This window comes from Sneathiella glossodoripedis JCM 23214 (assembly GCF_000616095.1).
Taxonomy (GTDB): domain Bacteria; phylum Pseudomonadota; class Alphaproteobacteria; order Sneathiellales; family Sneathiellaceae; genus Sneathiella; species Sneathiella glossodoripedis.
On the sequence record NZ_BAMS01000001.1, the window covers coordinates 1024464 to 1040531 of the forward strand.

General features: G+C 46.0%; 16 protein-coding genes and 1 pseudogene. 11 read left to right on the forward strand and 6 right to left on the reverse strand.

Features of this window, described 5'->3' with window-relative positions; all coding sequences use genetic code 11:
• The first annotated feature begins 1 nt into the window (after position 1).
• Entirely contained in the window at positions 2–751 is a 750-nt protein-coding gene (locus JCM23214_RS05115; protein ID WP_037492594.1) for an SDR family oxidoreductase, read from the forward strand.
• 2 nt (positions 752–753) lie between these two features.
• Here JCM23214_RS05115 and JCM23214_RS05120 read toward each other — a convergent pair whose 3' ends face one another.
• Complete coding sequence (locus JCM23214_RS05120; RefSeq protein ID WP_025897948.1) at positions 754–1365, reverse strand: TetR/AcrR family transcriptional regulator; 612 nt, start codon at positions 1363–1365, stop codon at positions 754–756.
• Between the two features lie 134 nt (positions 1366–1499).
• On the opposite strand from JCM23214_RS05120, the gene JCM23214_RS19165 reads away from it, so the two are divergent.
• Both JCM23214_RS19165 and JCM23214_RS05130 read left to right on the forward strand, forming a co-directional pair.
• On the forward strand, positions 1500–2819 hold the full coding sequence (locus tag JCM23214_RS19165; protein ID WP_025897949.1) for a parallel beta-helix domain-containing protein: 1320 nt from the start codon (positions 1500–1502) through the stop codon (positions 2817–2819).
• Positions 2816–3880: an SO2930 family diheme c-type cytochrome gene (locus tag JCM23214_RS05130; RefSeq protein ID WP_025897952.1), complete on the forward strand. Its 1065-nt coding sequence runs from the start codon at positions 2816–2818 to the stop codon at positions 3878–3880. The genes JCM23214_RS19165 and JCM23214_RS05130 overlap by 4 nt, the downstream gene beginning before the upstream one ends.
• Here JCM23214_RS05130 and JCM23214_RS05135 read toward each other — a convergent pair.
• The 3 genes from JCM23214_RS05135 to JCM23214_RS05145 form a co-directional block, all read right to left on the reverse strand.
• The gene (locus JCM23214_RS05135; protein WP_025897954.1) at positions 3877–4785 is read right to left on the reverse strand and encodes a TauD/TfdA dioxygenase family protein; all 909 of its coding nucleotides are present in this window, start codon (positions 4783–4785) and stop codon (positions 3877–3879) included. The two genes, JCM23214_RS05130 and JCM23214_RS05135, sit on opposite strands and share 4 nt — an antisense overlap.
• On the reverse strand, positions 4772–5686 hold the full coding sequence (locus tag JCM23214_RS05140) for a DMT family transporter (protein ID WP_051548029.1): 915 nt from the start codon (positions 5684–5686) through the stop codon (positions 4772–4774). The genes JCM23214_RS05135 and JCM23214_RS05140 overlap by 14 nt, the downstream gene beginning before the upstream one ends.
• Before the next feature lie 159 nt (positions 5687–5845).
• Positions 5846–6865, reverse strand: coding sequence for a DUF2804 domain-containing protein (locus JCM23214_RS05145; RefSeq protein ID WP_025897956.1), 1020 nt, complete (start codon positions 6863–6865; stop codon positions 5846–5848).
• Between the two features lie 313 nt (positions 6866–7178).
• On the opposite strand from JCM23214_RS05145, the gene phnD reads away from it, so the two are divergent.
• From phnD to def, 7 genes are all read left to right on the forward strand, one after another.
• Positions 7179–8156, forward strand: coding sequence for a phosphate/phosphite/phosphonate ABC transporter substrate-binding protein (gene phnD / locus JCM23214_RS05150; protein WP_025897958.1), 978 nt, complete (start codon positions 7179–7181; stop codon positions 8154–8156).
• A 66-nt stretch (positions 8157–8222) separates the two neighbouring features.
• Positions 8223–9017 carry a phosphonate ABC transporter ATP-binding protein gene (phnC, locus tag JCM23214_RS05155; RefSeq protein ID WP_025897960.1) on the forward strand — a complete coding sequence of 265 codons (795 nt, stop codon included), beginning with the start codon at positions 8223–8225 and terminating at the stop codon, positions 9015–9017.
• A complete protein-coding gene (gene phnE / locus JCM23214_RS05160) occupies positions 9014–9829 on the forward strand; it encodes a phosphonate ABC transporter, permease protein PhnE (RefSeq protein WP_025897962.1) in 816 nt (271 codons plus the stop codon). The genes phnC and phnE (JCM23214_RS05160) overlap by 4 nt, the downstream gene beginning before the upstream one ends.
• Positions 9829–10647 (forward strand): phosphonate ABC transporter, permease protein PhnE, encoded by an 819-nt coding sequence (gene phnE, locus JCM23214_RS05165; RefSeq protein ID WP_025897964.1) that lies wholly within the window; start codon positions 9829–9831, stop codon positions 10645–10647. The genes phnE (JCM23214_RS05160) and phnE (JCM23214_RS05165) overlap by 1 nt, the downstream gene beginning before the upstream one ends.
• Entirely contained in the window at positions 10634–11572 is a 939-nt protein-coding gene (locus tag JCM23214_RS05170; protein WP_051548030.1) for an HAD-IIA family hydrolase, read from the forward strand. The genes phnE (JCM23214_RS05165) and JCM23214_RS05170 overlap by 14 nt, the downstream gene beginning before the upstream one ends.
• 37 nt (positions 11573–11609) lie before the next feature.
• Positions 11610–12260, forward strand: a complete 651-nt coding sequence (locus JCM23214_RS05175) for a MarC family protein (protein ID WP_051548031.1) — start codon at positions 11610–11612, stop codon at positions 12258–12260.
• Positions 12260–12775, forward strand: coding sequence for a peptide deformylase (def, locus tag JCM23214_RS23045; protein ID WP_025897967.1), 516 nt, complete (start codon positions 12260–12262; stop codon positions 12773–12775). Before JCM23214_RS05175 ends, def begins: the two co-directional genes overlap by 1 nt.
• Here def and JCM23214_RS19170 read toward each other — a convergent pair.
• Both JCM23214_RS19170 and JCM23214_RS19175 read right to left on the reverse strand, forming a co-directional pair.
• Positions 12660–14503, reverse strand: a pseudogene (locus JCM23214_RS19170) (tryptophan halogenase family protein). The gene def and the pseudogene JCM23214_RS19170 sit on opposite strands and share 116 nt — an antisense overlap.
• Before the next feature lie 97 nt (positions 14504–14600).
• On the reverse strand, positions 14601–15533 hold the full coding sequence (locus JCM23214_RS19175) for an alpha/beta hydrolase (protein WP_025897968.1): 933 nt from the start codon (positions 15531–15533) through the stop codon (positions 14601–14603).
• Positions 15534–15623: 90 nt separating this feature from the next.
• Here JCM23214_RS19175 and JCM23214_RS05195 point away from each other — a divergent pair, with 90 nt between their 5' ends.
• Positions 15624–16064 carry a winged helix-turn-helix transcriptional regulator gene (locus JCM23214_RS05195; RefSeq protein ID WP_025897971.1) on the forward strand — a complete coding sequence of 147 codons (441 nt, stop codon included), beginning with the start codon at positions 15624–15626 and terminating at the stop codon, positions 16062–16064.
• The last annotated feature ends 4 nt before the right edge of the window (positions 16065–16068 follow it).

A 16068-nucleotide genomic window follows, 5' to 3' on the forward strand; every position in this document is an offset into this window, starting at 1 on the left:
ATTGAATAAAATTGCTATTGTCACCGGCGCCGGGGCTGGGATCGGGCGTGCGGTTGCGCTCAAGCTATTGGCAAATAACTATGAAGTCTATTTAGCCGGACGCACGATAAGCAAACTTGATGAAACTAAATCATTGGCGGGTGAGGCCGGTGAGCGTGCCTATGTTCTGCAGGTCGATGTCGCGAAACCTGATCAGGTAAAAGCAGCCTTTCATAAAATTTATGAAAAGTCAGGCCGTCTGGATTTGCTGTTTAATAATGCGGGTATCGGTGCCGCTCCTGTGCTGTGCGATGATTTACCGGTCGATGACTGGATTAACGTTGTGAATACGAACCTGAACGGATCCTATTTTTGTGCGCGTGAAGCATTCGGAATAATGCGCATGCAATCTCCCCAAGGTGGCCGGATTATCAATAATGGTTCCATATCCGCGACAACTCCGCGGCCTTTTAGTGCGCCCTATACTGCGACAAAACATGCGATTACCGGATTGACCAAATCTTTGTCTCTGGATGGAAGGCCTTACGATATTGCTTGTGGTCAGATTGACATAGGAAATGCGGCAACTGATATGACTGAAGTCATGCAAAAAGGCGTTCCTCAGGCAAATCTTGAACTGAAACCGGAACCCGTTATGCCGGTTGAAAATGTGGCATCTGCTGTTCTTTACATGGATAGTCTAGCGCTGGATGCAAATGTTCAATTTATGACAGTTATGGCAACTAAAATGCCCTTTATCGGGCGGGGATGATGCTAGTCACCTAGAATAGTTGATAGATAAGCGATTGTCATTTTGGGGAGTTCGTCCAGCAACCGCTGGGCTTCTTCGCGTGTGGTTGTTTCGTAAGCGCTTCGGACAACTGCGCTTGTAATGGTTACTATGATGCGAACCGTGTTTCGGGCTTCTGTTTCCGTCAGCCCTCTTTCTCTAAAGGCACCATAACCGGAGAAGAAATCTACAAGCCGATTGACTGAAACCCTATTTATGTCGTTCCACTCCCTTGTCCATGCGAGGGATCTGCTAAGCCTTTTATAGACTTCATCTTCCATCAAAGCATTGATGACGGCATCCTGCACAACTTTCACCACATGTCGCCAATGAGCGTGTGAACTGACGTCTTCAAAAAGAGTTTCAAAGCGTTTGTCATGCTCTGCCATGATCTGTTCTGCTAATGCCAGCAAAACATCATTCTTATCTTCGAAATATTGATAGACAGAGCCAACAGGGACACTTGCTTTACGCGCAATGAGGCTGGTTGTGATATCCGCTATTTCTGTTGTGGAAACAAGTTCCCGAGCCGCCTGAATGATTTGCGTAACACGCTCCTTCGACCGGGATTGAAGCGGTTTCTTACGTTTACTCATAACTCACACAACCTACTGCAAATAAAAATATGAAAAACTTTCATGTTATCGCTTGACGTTAATTGATAAATTGAAAACACTAATATGTCCAACAATTAATTTTGCAGGGGAACTTAGCCATAAGGGGGAGCGATATGGGGATTTGTGCGAATTATGTAAGGAAATTGTTTGGAAGCGTCAGCGGCCGGACAGTAGCCTTATTGGGAGCGTTTCTTGTTGTTATCTTCTACGTGCCGATTGCAATGGCGGAGACGGTCATAAAGGTTGATGCCGGGGCGAATGCTCAAGAAGAGCTGCAGGAAGCGCTTATACTTGTGGAATCTGGGCAGACAATTGAGCTGGGTGAGGGAATTTTTGTGCTCAGTGATGGTCTCTCTCTCGATGTGGATAATGTCACTGTCCGAGGGCAGGGGATGGACAAGACGATTTTGTCTTTTCGCGATCAGAAAGGAGGATCAGAAGGCCTTCTAGTGACTTCGGATCAGGTAATACTTCAGGACTTTGCGGTAGAAGACTCAAAAGGGGACGCGATTAAAAGCAAAGGTGTTGACGGAATTGCAATGATTAATCTGCGTGTGGAGTGGACAGATGGGCCTAAATCCACAAACGGAGCATATGGGCTATATCCGGTTCAATCCAAAAATGTCTTTATTCATGGATGTGTTGCCATTGGTGCGTCTGACGCAGGCATTTATGTGGGCCAAAGTGATCGGATTATTGTCGCTAACAGTCGCGGGGAGTTCAATGTTGCAGGGCTGGAGATTGAAAACAGCTATAACGCTGATGTTTTTGATAATGTGCTGACCAGAAATACGGGTGGTCTTCTGGTTTTTGATCTGCCCAATCTTCCTCAACAAGGCGGGCACAATGTTCGCTTTTTCAGAAATAAATCTTTTAACAATGATACGCCCAATTTTGCGCCAGAAGGTAATATCGTGGGGATCGTCCCGCGTGGCACTGGTATGATCGTAATGGCGAATGAAAATGTGGAAATTTTCGAAAACGAATTTTACGAAAATGACACGATGAATATTGTCGTTGCCAGTTACGTTGATGATTTTGACGATGAAAACTATCAGCCGACACCGCGTAAAATTCATATCCACCATAATAAATTTGGAAAGTCAGGGTTGGATCCGGACACCGGTGAATTTGGTGCGATTGTGCGTGAGACATTGGGAACTCCTGTCCCGGATATTGTTTGGGACGGTGTATTGCCGTTGATGGATTATTTTGTTTTCGGTCAAGACGAAGAGCATAAGCTGGCCATACATGACAATATTCATTTGGATGGTGTGCGCCCTTTCGGAAACGCCAACCTGATCATGCATGTGATTGCTCCTATATTTCACAAAGCTCATTATGATATGTCCCCGTATCAGAAGAGCTATCCTCCACTGCCTCCTGTAGAGGTGATCATCCGCGGTAAAAATGCTATGGAACTGGTTCAGTGAAACGTTTTGTGTTGTTGGTGGTGAGTGCTGTGCTGCTTGTTGGGGGCGGCGACGTTTCAGCGTCTGCGGTAAATGACCAGAAACTTATGGCGAAAAAGCCTGCCAAATTACTGTCAGCTTATGGCCTGTTCAAGGATAAGTCTGCCCGCAACCCGGGTCCGGCACTTCTTCGCTATGAGTTAAACAATCCCCTGTTTACAGATTATGCTGAAAAAATTCGGTATATCTATATTCCGCAATCTGCGGGCCCTGCCAAGCTAACAACTCACGACGAACCTCTTTCCTTTCCGGTGGGGAGTGTGTTGGTAAAAACATTTGCGTATCCTGTTTCTTTCCAACAGAAGAATAGCTCTCTTCGCTTCATTGAAACCCGACTTCTAATTCACAAATCTGATGGCTGGGTTGCCTACCCATATGTCTGGAACGAAGAACAGAATGAGGCTAAGCTGAAAGTAGCAGGAAAAAGATTGCAGATACCTGTTATTTGGGAGGATAGGGCCTCTCAAATAATTGAATATGCAGTACCGAACATGAACCAGTGTAAGGGATGTCATGCTTCTCGTGATAAGCAGATAACACCGATAGGACCAAAAATTCGAAACCTGAACCGTTTGGATGCAGCTGGAATTGAAAACCAGATCAATATATTGAAAAGAAAGGGTTATCTAAGCGTTCAGTTTCCAGAGATTGAGAATTTACCAAAAGTGCCCGACCCATTTGATGAACGAGCGGGCAGTTTGCGCGAGCGGGCTCGCTCCTATCTGGATGGTAATTGCGCTCATTGCCATGCACCAGGTAAGCCTGCTGATACAAGCGGACTTTATCTGAATTATGAAGAAGAGCGGGACGTGCACTGGGGAATTGACAAGCCGCCGGTGGCTGCTGGACGAGGTGCAGGAGGATTAAAGGTTGCCATTAAACCCGGTCAGCCAGATCAATCAATCCTGTATTATCGAATGAATAGTGTTGATCCGGGCATCATGATGCCCGAATTGGGTCGTTCTCTCATCCATCAAGAAGGTTTGAAGTTGATCGAAGAATTTATCAAGTCTCTCGATTAACCAGCGGATAGGACTTTACGAGAGATGTCGGGTTTTGGCTTTGCCGTGCCATATGGCTCGTCACCGGCAATTGTTATCCGATGCAGCTCGCGTCGGTAGCCATCGTAATCGTTAATCGCTAGATGCATGCTACATCTATTATCCCACATGGCGATCGAGTTTTTACGCCAGCGGAACCGGCAGGTAAAAGCTTCATTGAGGGCGTGACGATAAAGCTGGTTTAACAGGTCCTTACTTTCACTTTCACTCATTCCCTTCAGGCGAACCGTATAAACCGGATTAATAAATAACAGCTTGCGGCCAGTTTCAGGGTGAACGCGGACAAGTGGATGCTCAACCTCGTTATGAGCTTCTTCGCTTCTCACAATCTTCATGGCCTTTTTATCTGTATCTCCGAGAATACTTTTTCCAAGCCCATAGGGTCTTCTCGCTGAATGAACGGCAATCAGGGGCTCAATCAGTTTTTTTATGCCATCTGAAAGTGTTTCATAGCCTAAATACATGTTGGCAAAAAGTGTATCCCCACCATAAGGAGGGATGTCGATGCCTCTAAGCAGGGTGGCAAATGGCGGACATTCCTGAAAAGACCAGTCTGAATGCCATTGTCCGCCGAAATTAATGGTTTTGGTCTCAGTAGCCTCTTTGACAACAGCGATCACATTGGGATGCTCGCTCATTGTCTCAACGAAAGGTTCTTTGCCGAATGGGCCAAATTGTTGCGCGAACGAAATATACTCAGCCATATCCAGGTCTTGATCCCGAAAAAATACAACTACATGTTCCAGCAAGGCACGGCGGATTTCCTGAATAGTTTCTGCATCATTTACTTTTAAATCGACCCCCAGAATTTCTGCGCCAATATTTCCGGTGATCGGTGCGACTTCAATATGCTTATAGCTGGACATTGCTCCCCTCCTGTCGGTTTCGTTTTTTGCTATTCTGTAATTCCCTGTGTGAAATATATGTTGTTGAAGCAATAATTATTGCGCCGCCCAGAAGCACGAAGTGATCGACGCCTTCATTAAAGAAAATATATCCAATGATAATCGCCCAGATCAATTGCAGAAACCCAAGCGGTTGAGTGACCGTAAGTGGGGCCGCTTCAATTGCGCGGGTCAGGGTATAGTGACCGGCTGTTGCAAAAAATGCAGTAAGCGTTAGCCACATCATTTCTGTCCAGGTAGGGGTTTCCCATTGGATCAGGGCGCCGGGTAATAGTGCAATAGTACAACCGACTGACAACATGCTTACGATCATCACGGAGTTTTCTTTTGCCGTCAGTTTTTTGGCTATCAGAAATGAAATTGCAAATAGCGGTGTTGCGCATAGTTGGGCGATCTGGCCGGAGTTAATCTCTTGAAATCCGGGCCGTAAAATAATCAGCGTTCCGACAAAACCGATAATAATTCCGATAATTCGCCTTGCCCGCAACGTCTCCCCCAGAAATAGCCCCGCGCCGAGGGCGACGAAAATCGGTGATGCATATCCAATTGCTGTTACCTCTGCTACAGATATACGGGCCATCGCATAAAACCAGAGCATAACGCCAATAGCATGTACTGCTGCTCTGGCTGAATAAAGCCCGAATGTTTGCATCGACATGCGAATGGGCCAGAACCGCCATAAAATCGGAATGGTGAAAACCACAGCAATGGCATAACGAATAAAAGCGGCTTGAACGCTTGGAACTTCTGATCCCAAATAGCGAATGACACTGGTCATGGAGACAAACAGCAATGTCGTCAAAACCATCCAGCAGACGCCTTGCAGGGTTCTGTTTCCCTTAAGCTCGGTGATAAACGGCACAGGTTTTCCTTGTTTTTATTATTGATTTTATGTTCTCTCAATTTTTCCAAAATGTCTACACATTAGAGTGAGAGGATTATGACAAAGGTATAGGTTTCGATTTTTTGTGCGCCGATTGACCAAGAACAGCTACTCAGGAAGGAAGGAGAATTTCACAGGTCAGTACCAGATGGAATATTGCCTTTCGCAAAATCCGGATAGGTTATTTAACTCGATTTTTGTTCCGGTTCGAGTGATCAAGGTTCCTGAAAAAGTTCCGAAAAGTTGGGAAAAATCGAAACCGGTTTGGATCTTATTGTTGAAGGCTTCATACATTCCTTCTGAGGTAAATCTTACGGCTGATCCGCGATCACAGGTTATTTCCCAAGATTTACTCAAATCGTCTTGGTCATAGGAAAATAAAAATAAGCCAAGTTTCTCGGATTTCCCGTTTATCCAGACTATATTTTCGGAAGCACCAGTTTCATTGACACCGTTGGAGACGTTTATGCCGATTAAGGTGCCATCTTCAAGTTGCTCTGTGACGCATGCCCAGTTCCAAAAAGTGTCTCGCCTGAGGAAGCCTGCGGTAAAATCATGATGAGCAGTGGCGGATAACTTCTCAAGGTCATAAGTTTTGCCCTTATAAGTCAAATGTCCGCGAGCAACTATTCCGGCTACCTTTTGACAGTAAGTCCAGCCGTTTGCTCCTGTAGGAGTGCAAAGTCTGAGGGTATCGAAGCGACATTCGGTCTCAGAAAATTTCAGCGACAAGTCTATTCCATCAGGTGAACTAACTTCCAGTTTCTTTGTAAGAGTGGGCTCATCGCATTCAATCAGAACTTTGGCATTTTCCTTTGAAAGTTCTGTTTGCCCATTATCAGGGTTTAAGGATATTTGCCCGTCTGTGGCATCCGATATTCTGAACCCAAATTTGTGAGTTTCTTTGGACAGCCGATCAAAAAGATAGAAAAAGGCAGTCTTGTGATCCTGATTTAATGTCATAGAACAACCTGCAATGAATTGCGGGCAGGTAAATCCCATAAAGTGAAAATGCACAAACTGTCGGTTTATTTCGCTAGGGGAAAGTCGTTTTCGAAACCCATCTCTTAGTGGATAGTCCTGAAAATTGATCGACCCGACCGGTTCTGAATATTTGCCAAATCTAAGCTCGCCTGATTTTGATAATAGCGTTTTCATTTTTTGCTCCGCTCGTCAGGAGTATTAATTGGTATTAGCTGTCCTCTCACGTTCATTTTCTTTCTTATTTCACGAAATGAGGTGCCGACAGTGAATTGTTATTCCGGTTAATGGACTGGCAACAGGTTTTTTAACGTGTGTTTTACAGTCGCTGTAATACCGGTGTAATTGTGACTTAGTATATCATTATCAGCAATTACTGATTGGGTGACGATATTTTACAAAAAAACTTGTAGGAATATACGCCCTGTGTCATGTTTTTTGTCATAAAAATGAAATAAAAGTGAAACAAATCGAAAGATTGGGAGGAACGATGAAACTCAATAAGTTTTTAATGGGTGCAGCTGCCACATTGATGGCGTCCATGTTCTCTACAGGTGCCGTTGCAGCAGAAGACTGCCCTCGTGGTACTTTGGATGAACGCTTCTGTGATCGTGATGGTGACCTGCTGGCGGATACACCAACGGATCCGGCACAACAGCTTGATCCATCAACTTTGGTCTTTGCCTATACACCGGTTGAAGATCCCGCTGTTTACAAAGAAGCGTGGAGCGATTTCCTGACCCATATGGAAAAAGTGACGGGTAAAAAAGTTGTCTTTTTCCCGGTTCAAAGCAACGCAGCACAGATTGAAGCGATGCGCTCCGGCCGGCTGCATATTGCTGGCTTTAATACTGGCTCCAACCCGCTTGCAGTAAACTGTGCTGGTTTTAATCCTTTTACAATTATGGCGTCAGAGGATGGAAGTTTCGGTTACGAAATGGAAATTATCACTTATCCTGGAAGTGGCGTTGAAAAGGTTGAAGATCTGAAAGGCAAAACATTGGCCTTTACCTCACCAACCTCTAATTCAGGCTTCAAAGCGCCTTCTGCAATTCTAAAAGCAGATTTCAATATGGAAGCGAAGAAAGACTTTGAGCCAGCTTTCTCAGGTAAACATGATAACTCAATTTTGGGTGTTGCTAATAAAGACTATGTCGCAGCCTCAATAGCAAATTCGGTTATGCATCGTATGCTGAAACGGGGTGTCATAAAATCCGATCAAGTGAAATCCATTTACAAATCACAGACTTTCCCAACCACCGGCTTTGGTGTTGTTTATAACCTTAAGCCTGAATTGAAAGCGAAAATTGAAGAAGCATTTTTCAGCTTTGAATGGGAAGGAACTTCACTGGAGCGGGAATTCTCCAAGTCAAACGAAGCTCAGTTCTTGAAAATGACATACAAGGAATTCTGGGACGTTATTCGGAAAATCGATTCTGCTAACGGTGTGACATATACTTGTAAATAAGTCCTTATTCATGCCGCGAACTGAACCGTTCGCGGCATTTTTTTATGGCGTCAGGCGTAGGTAGTAATGCTGCAAATTGAAAAACTCACAAAAAGATATCCCACAGGGGATCTGGCACTCAATGCTGTTGATCTGGAAATCCCAAAAGGGCAGGTGATTGCTCTTATCGGTCCCTCTGGGGCGGGTAAAAGTACTTTAATTCGGTGTTTGAACAGGCTGGTTGAACCAACCAGCGGTAAAGTCACATTGAAAGGTCAGGATATTACTGCACTTGGCGCGCGGGGCTTGCGGGCTGCCAGGCGCAAAATGGGCATGATTTTTCAGGAATATGCACTGGTTGAGCGCTTGACCGTGATGGAAAATGTGCTCTCTGGCCGATTGGGTTATGTTGGTTTCTGGCGTAGTTTATTTCGAAAATATCCGCAGTCCGACGTGGATGAGGCCTTCAGACTGCTTGATCGGGTTGGCCTGCTTGCGATGGCAGATAAACGTGCCGATGAACTTTCAGGTGGACAGCGTCAAAGGGTGGGGATTGCCCGGGCACTTATTCAGAATCCTGATTTACTGTTGGTCGATGAGCCAACAGCATCGCTGGACCCTAAAACTTCACGTCAGATCATGCGTCTTATATGTGAGCTCTGTGAGGAGCGGGAGCTGGCAGCCATCATCAACATTCATGATGTGGCTCTGGCAAAAATGTTTGTGCAAAGGGTAATTGGATTGAAACTAGGAGAGCTTCAATTCGACGGCAAGCCAGATGAACTTACAGCGGACGTATTGACGACTATCTACGGTGAAGAAGACTGGGAAGCCACCATTGAAAAAGTGGATGACGAGGACCTTGACGAGGCAGTTGTATGAGTGACGTAACGCTTGATATGCGGCTCGGCACAAAATGGCGGAAACCCCATTTTGTGAAGAACCCCGCTCTTCGCTGGGGACTTATAATTGGTGCGCTGGTTTATTTGGTTTTAGCCGTGAGCTCCATTGAAGTTAATTGGGCTCGGGTCAGCGAGGGTCTAATCAGGGGTTGGAACTTCATCATTGCGTTTGCATCACCCGATTTCACTTCGCGCGGCACTGATATTCAGGAAGGCCTGATTGAAAGCGTAATTATGACAATTACGTCAACGATTGTTGGTATCGCAATTTCCATCCCGATCGGACTGGGTGCTGCGCGAAACATTGCTCCATTACCAATTTATATGATTTGCCGCGGTATTGTGGCTCTGTCGCGGGCGCTAAACGAAATCATAGTTGCCATCCTGATGGTTGCTATTTTTGGTTTTGGTCCCCTCGCCGGTTTTATTACCCTAAGTTTCGCGACCATTGGTTTTCTTGCCAAGCTTATGGCTGAAGATATTGAAGATATGGATAGGGTACAGGCCGAAGCTATTCGATCAACAGGATCTTCATGGCTACAGTGGATTGACTACGGTGTGCTCCCACAGGTTCTTCCTCGGTTGGTGGGCCTTTCCATGTATCGCTTGGATATCAATTTTCGGGAATCTGCGGTCCTGGGGCTGGTGGGAGCCGGAGGTATCGGCGCTACATTAAACACTGCCTTTGATCGTTATGAATTTGATACAGCAGCTGCAATTTTGTTGATTATTATAGTGACGGTGATGTGCCTTGAATATCTGTCAGGTATCATTCGCAGGAAGGTGCAGTGATGCCAATATCTGAAACAAACTCCGGAAAAAAAGTGTGGCAGTTGCGGGATCGCAATCAAACGCTCATTCGATATTTTGGATATCTGGTCACGGTGGCAGTCTTCATGTGGTGCTGGAAACAGATATCTGATTCAACCACATGGTACTTCGTTTGGGATGCACCGCGTATTGCCGCAGACATCGGTTCGCGTGCCATGCCACCGAAATGGGATTATATTTCAGAACTTTGGGTGCCCATTTGGGATACGCTGAATATTGCCACTCTTGGAACCATTCTTGCGTTGGTGATGGCAGTGCCGGTAGCGTTTCTTGCTGCCAGCAATACGACGCCCAGCAAGCTTTTCGTTCGACCAATAGCGTTGATTATTATCGTCTCAACTCGTTCGATCAATTCGCTGATCTGGGCTTTGCTTCTGGTTTCCATTATAGGGCCGGGGGTTGCTGCTGGTTTGATGGCGATTGCAATACGGTCAATTGGATTTTGCGCAAAGTTGCTTTACGAAGCGATTGAGGAAATTGATACCAAGCAGATAGAGGCGATTTCCGCTACGGGTGCTTCACGGTGGCAAGTAATGGTTTACGGCATTGTTCCTCAAATCATGCCTGCTTTTGCCGGGATATCTGTATTTCGTTGGGATATTAATATTCGCGAGTCAACCGTTCTTGGCCTTGTCGGCGCGGGTGGTATTGGTCTACAACTGCAATCCTCTTTAAATGTTCTTGCCTGGCCACAGGTTGCATTGATCCTGTTAGTGATCCTTGTGGCTGTTGTTCTGGGTGAGTGGGTTTCTGCAAAGGTGCGCGGTGCAATCATCTAAATCTTTTGGCGATCTGTTCCCTGTGTTGAATGGGGAACAGGCATTTGATCTGTATGAGCAGGTCAAGAAGGCGCTTCCTGCCGCCACTTTTCCAGACACTTCCCGTCAATGCGCGTCATTGCTTGACGTCACCGACGAAGTTGATGTTTTTGTCTTTGACGCATTCGGTGTATTGAATGTTGGTGAGGTGCCCATCCCGCGGGCGGTTGAACGAATTCAAGACCTGCGTGCTTTAGGAAAACAGGTGTTTGTTCTCACCAATGCCGCCAGTTTTAACCGGGATGAAACGTTTCAAAAATTTGTGAAGCTGGGCTTTGAGTTTTCTCACAACGAATTAATCACAAGCCGCAGAGCAGCGGAACTTGATCTGGCTGAGTTTGGTCCGGAGCATACTTGGGGAGTCGCTTCAACTGACAGTTTTCAAGTGACCGATCTGCAAGCAAAATGCGAGGTTCTGGCGGATGATGCTGAAATCTATGAAAATGTGTCAGCTTTTCTGTTTCTGTCGGTCCAGTCATGGACTGAAAACCGTCAACAGTTGCTTGAAGCCTCTCTTAAGGACAACCCAAGGCCAGTTGTGATCGCCAATCCCGATATTGTGGCGCCACGAGGGGAAACGTTTTCAACGGAGCCAGGATATTTCGGGCATCGATTGATGTCGCTTTATGGTACGGATGTGCATTTCCATGGCAAACCGTTTGCCTCTGTTTTCGAGTTGGTAGAACAAAAAATAGACCTGTCAGAAGTTGATCGAAATAGAATATGTATGGTCGGAGACACCTTGCATACAGATGTGCTAGGAGGTGCTGCGCGAGGTTGGCGAACAGCACTTGTTACCGATCATGGCCTTTTCAAAGGACTGGAACCGGAGAAATATATATCCAAAAGTGGCATTCGGCCGGACTGGATGGTAGGTTCAATATAAAGTCAGCGATTAGATATTTTCAAGTATTGGGGAAGTGATGACACCAGCGATTATCGATGTTGCTCTAACAGCCTTTGTCACCATGTTTGTCATTATTGACCCCATTGGCCTGTTACCGATATTTATCAGCCTGACCAAGGGTACCACTGTCTCGCATCAGCGTAAAATGGCAATCAAAGGCGTCTTGATTGGCGGTGCAACACTTTTGTTTTTTGCACTGTTGGGTGACCGCTTTCTCTCTCTTTTGGGGGTTGGGCTTCCTTCATTTCGAATAGCTGGCGGGGCTATGCTTTTTCTGATGGCCATTGAAATGGTGTTCGACAAAAGAAGCAAACGCCGAGAAAATAGTGCAGAACACATGCGTGAAGAGATAATTGCCGAAAAGCATTTCGATGATATTTCAGTATTTCCGCTATCTGTTCCGTTGATCTCTGGGCCCGGAGCGATTGCATCCATTATGCTGCTGATGAGTGCCAATCGCGATAATCTGGTGCATCAGGGGACAATTCTTGGCGTTCTTGCGGTCGTTTTGTTAATCGTCTTTATTCTCTTCATGCTCGCCCCACGTCTTGAAAAGCTGATGGGTGTGACGTTCACTCAAATTGTCTCTCGCGTGTTGGGGGTAATTTTGGGAGCACTTGCGATCCAATATATTGTTGATGGGATCAAGCTGAGTTTTCTTGTCTAGTGCCCATACTGAACTTGCCACTTGTCATTGCTCCCGACCCGATATTCCGAAAAAAAGCAGAGGTGGTGGATAAAGTTGACGATGAAATTCGCGGGCATATACACGATATGTTCGAAACTCTTTACGCTGCGAACGGTCTTGGGCTTGGGGCCAACATGGTTGGGCTTCTCAAACAGATTATCGTCATTGACTTGAAAGAAAATGGCGTCAGTCAGCCACTTGCTATGGTAAACCCTGAAATTCTCCAATCGTCCGACAGCATGCAGGTTTATAACGAAGCTTCTTTAAGTTTCCCAGGGATCAGTGCCGATATTAAACGGCCCGATCAGATCACTGTGCGCTATCTTGATGAACCGGGAGATGAGCAGACGCTGAAAGCAGACGGTTTCCTTGCGACGGTCATACAACACGAGATGGATTACTTGCAGGGGCGCACCTTTCTCGATCACCTCTCGCGAACCAAGCGGGATACTTTGATGCGAAAATACCTAAAATCGAGGCGGGCGGCCGGTTAATAACTGACCTATAATATGCTTGGCTCTTCGGGGCCGGTAGCTTCACTGTCAGCACGTGGTTTGAAAGAAATACTGGGTTTGAACCTTGATTGCCAAATCCGACAGTCGCCGTACTACCAGGGGGGGTGGAGCTTGGCGGCGGAGTGGACAAAGCGCTCACGTCAATACCGCCAAATATATTCGCTGCCGGACTATCACCACGAAAGTGGGTCAATAGATCATAATGGCGTGGTAATTTGGCTAGAAGCGCTTCCTCTCGTTTTTTAAGTTGCGCCAATCGTTTGATCCAATCTTCCTTGCGAATGAACCTTGCAGCCGGAAACTGGGTGTCTTTGAAATAGTTTTTAGCAAACAGCACTGTTTCAAAACTCATTCGATTAAACAGGAATGTTCGATCAAAAGGTGTCGTCAGTGGCAGGGTATAGCGATATTCTTCAAGCATCTGCGCGAGGCTGTCAGGAATAGGCATTTCTTCGCGTGCGACCCGCCAGTATTCGCTGTCTTTTCGGTTGTTGATGCAATAGTGCAGAATGATAAAGTCACGGATGCTTTCCATCATTTGGCTGGTTGTCTCGTTAAACCTATTCTGCAATGCTTTTGGGTAGCTCTTGTCTGGGAAGTTAAGCATCAAAAGCTTGATTGAATTTTCGATCATGTAAATCGCTGTCGATTCCAGCGGTTCAATGAACCCCGATGATAACCCTATTGCAATACAGTTTTTCTCCCAGCTTTTCTCCATTGCGCCAATTCGAACCGGAATAGCACGTGGCTCTGCGTCCTTACCTGCAGGCCCCAGGTGTGAGATAAACTCAGAGATCGCTTCATCGTCGCTCCGAAAATTGCTGGAAAAGACATAACCTGTACCAATGCGATTGTACAAAGGCACATTCCACACCCAGCCTGCGCCAAGAGCGGTTGAAGTAGTGCAGGGTTCGATAGATTTTAAATCTGTATGTGGGATTTGGACAGCAAGCGCCCGGTTATTTAAAAGATATTTGCTGTAATCTATGCGCTTGACCCCGAGTGCTTCGTTAATGATAACGCCTCGAAATCCGGTACAGTCAATGACCAGTTCTACAGGATAGTCACCGGTGCGCTGTAACGTCAGGCTGCAAATAAACCCTTTTTCATTTTTGTTGACCGCCTCTACGTCATCCAGCACGTGATTAACGCCGCGTTTTATTGAAATTTCGCGAAGAAAACCTGCAAATTTTCCGGCATCCAGATGGTATGCGTAATTGATGTGGCGCTCGTAGTCACCTTGTGACAAATCTTTTGGGCCTTTACGGGCACGAATAGCAGCAACACTTGCTGAAAGCACTTCATCAATTCGCTTCTCTCCGTTTGGACCTCCGTATTTATGAAAATGATAGGCGGGGTTTTGACCACCTAACTGCAAACCATTTCCATCGAACGGATGAATAAATGAAGTCGCGCGACCTTTTTCATCATGTGACCAGTTGGTAAAGCGGACTCCCAATTTGAAAGAAGCATTACAACGCCGAAAGAATTCCCGCTCTGAGATACCTAAACTTCGAAGCAAATCTGGCATACTTGGAACAGTTGCCTCACCAACCCGATGGTGGGGACGTTAGGTGACTCGATGAGTGTTATTTTTGTAGGCTTTTCTTCCTTGTTGAAGTTTAGATATCTGACAAGAAATGCTGCCGTTAGCCAGCCAGCAGTGCCGCCGCCTACAATAGTAATCTCATTAATTTGTGAACCCATAGCCCTACCCCACTGATTGGTTCAATGCAGGCAGGTTATCAACTAAAAGAACATTAGAAAACAAAAATATAAATGAGTGGGCTAAGGGGTATGAGTTTCAAAGAAACTTTAAAGTGGCGTTGATGACGTCGGGGTCGATCAGAATACGGTTATGGCCAAGACCTCTCGTCTTGATGAGTTTCGCGCCGCGCCACTTGGCAAGAATGTTTTCACTCTGATTAAAAGGGACCAGCGGATCTTTTTCATCGTGAAAGAACAGAGCCGGGAGCGTGAAGTTTTTCGCCAGATTGGATCCTTTAACGTCTTCGAAGGGTAAACCGTAGTCTCTAACAACCATTTCTTCGGTTAGCGCGATCACGGGCTTGCTAAAGCCAAGCATGCGACCCATGCCATACAAATGTGCCTTGAGATCTTCGGGCGGCGCCAAATAGACAACTTTTCCAGCTTGCAAGCCTAATGAAAGAGCGAAGCTCGTGGTTGCACACCCATTGGAATGAGCGATAATGCCATGAAGTTGACCCAGATGATCCCCAATTTTTTTAATAGCTCTTGCAAGGTCAGGAAAGGCGGCGCGTTTGCCATCTGCTTGGCCATGTGCAGGCAGGTCGCATATGACAGCTCTGTAACCAGCTTTGGTGAGGGGGGCGATAAAATCAGTCATTTGGCTACCTCTGCCTGACATACCATGAACAAGCAGGATCGTTGGACCGTTTCCAAAACTGTAAAGGGGCAGGCGTTGGCCGTCTGCGAATTCCAGCCAATCCATCTCTCCTTGCTGCAAAACGGTTTTTTGGCTCGGTTTAGCCGCCATGGGCAGGGGGGTGTCAAAAATAACACGATATCGTTTTGCTGCCTTTTTGGGCATAAGCTGCGATTGAAACTTGTTAAAGAGAACAAGCGCTGCCAACGCCAGACCAGGTTTTTTCTTTTTGGAAGGCTTGTTTACACGGTTCGTTGATTTATCAATCACCTCAGGCAGGTCCAGAATTTGGCTGAATTCTTCGGGGGTTATGGGGGCAGTAATGGTCATGGGGCGCTCCAACTCTAGTAAGTTCTAAAAAAGAACTATGTATATTTAAGTTCCCTTTTGGAACTTGTCAATATGTGTTAGGATGTCGCCATGAAGTGGAATGAGCTTGAAAATGAATCCTGCCCGATCGCCAGAGCCCTGTCTGTTATCGGCGATCGCTGGACCTTATTGATAATAAGGGACTGTTTTATGGGGGTTACCCGGTTTGATCAGTTGCAGCGGAATATTGGGATGACCCGTCATGTTCTCGCGGACCGGCTCAAAAAACTTGTGGAGGCTGATGTACTCGAAAAACGCCCTTATCAGGAACGGCCTGTTCGCTATGAATATCTTTTGACACGAAAGGGTGCTTCCTTTTTTCCGGTACTCATGATGTTATTTTCATGGTCAGAAAAACATCTGCCTCATGACCAGGTCGCACCATATGAATTTCTGAATGCCGAAACAGGCCATAAAATTGAACCGGTTCTCTACGATGACAAAACCGGATCAAAGGTAGATGGGCGAAATATCATTCGAAAAGAAAATTGATTGG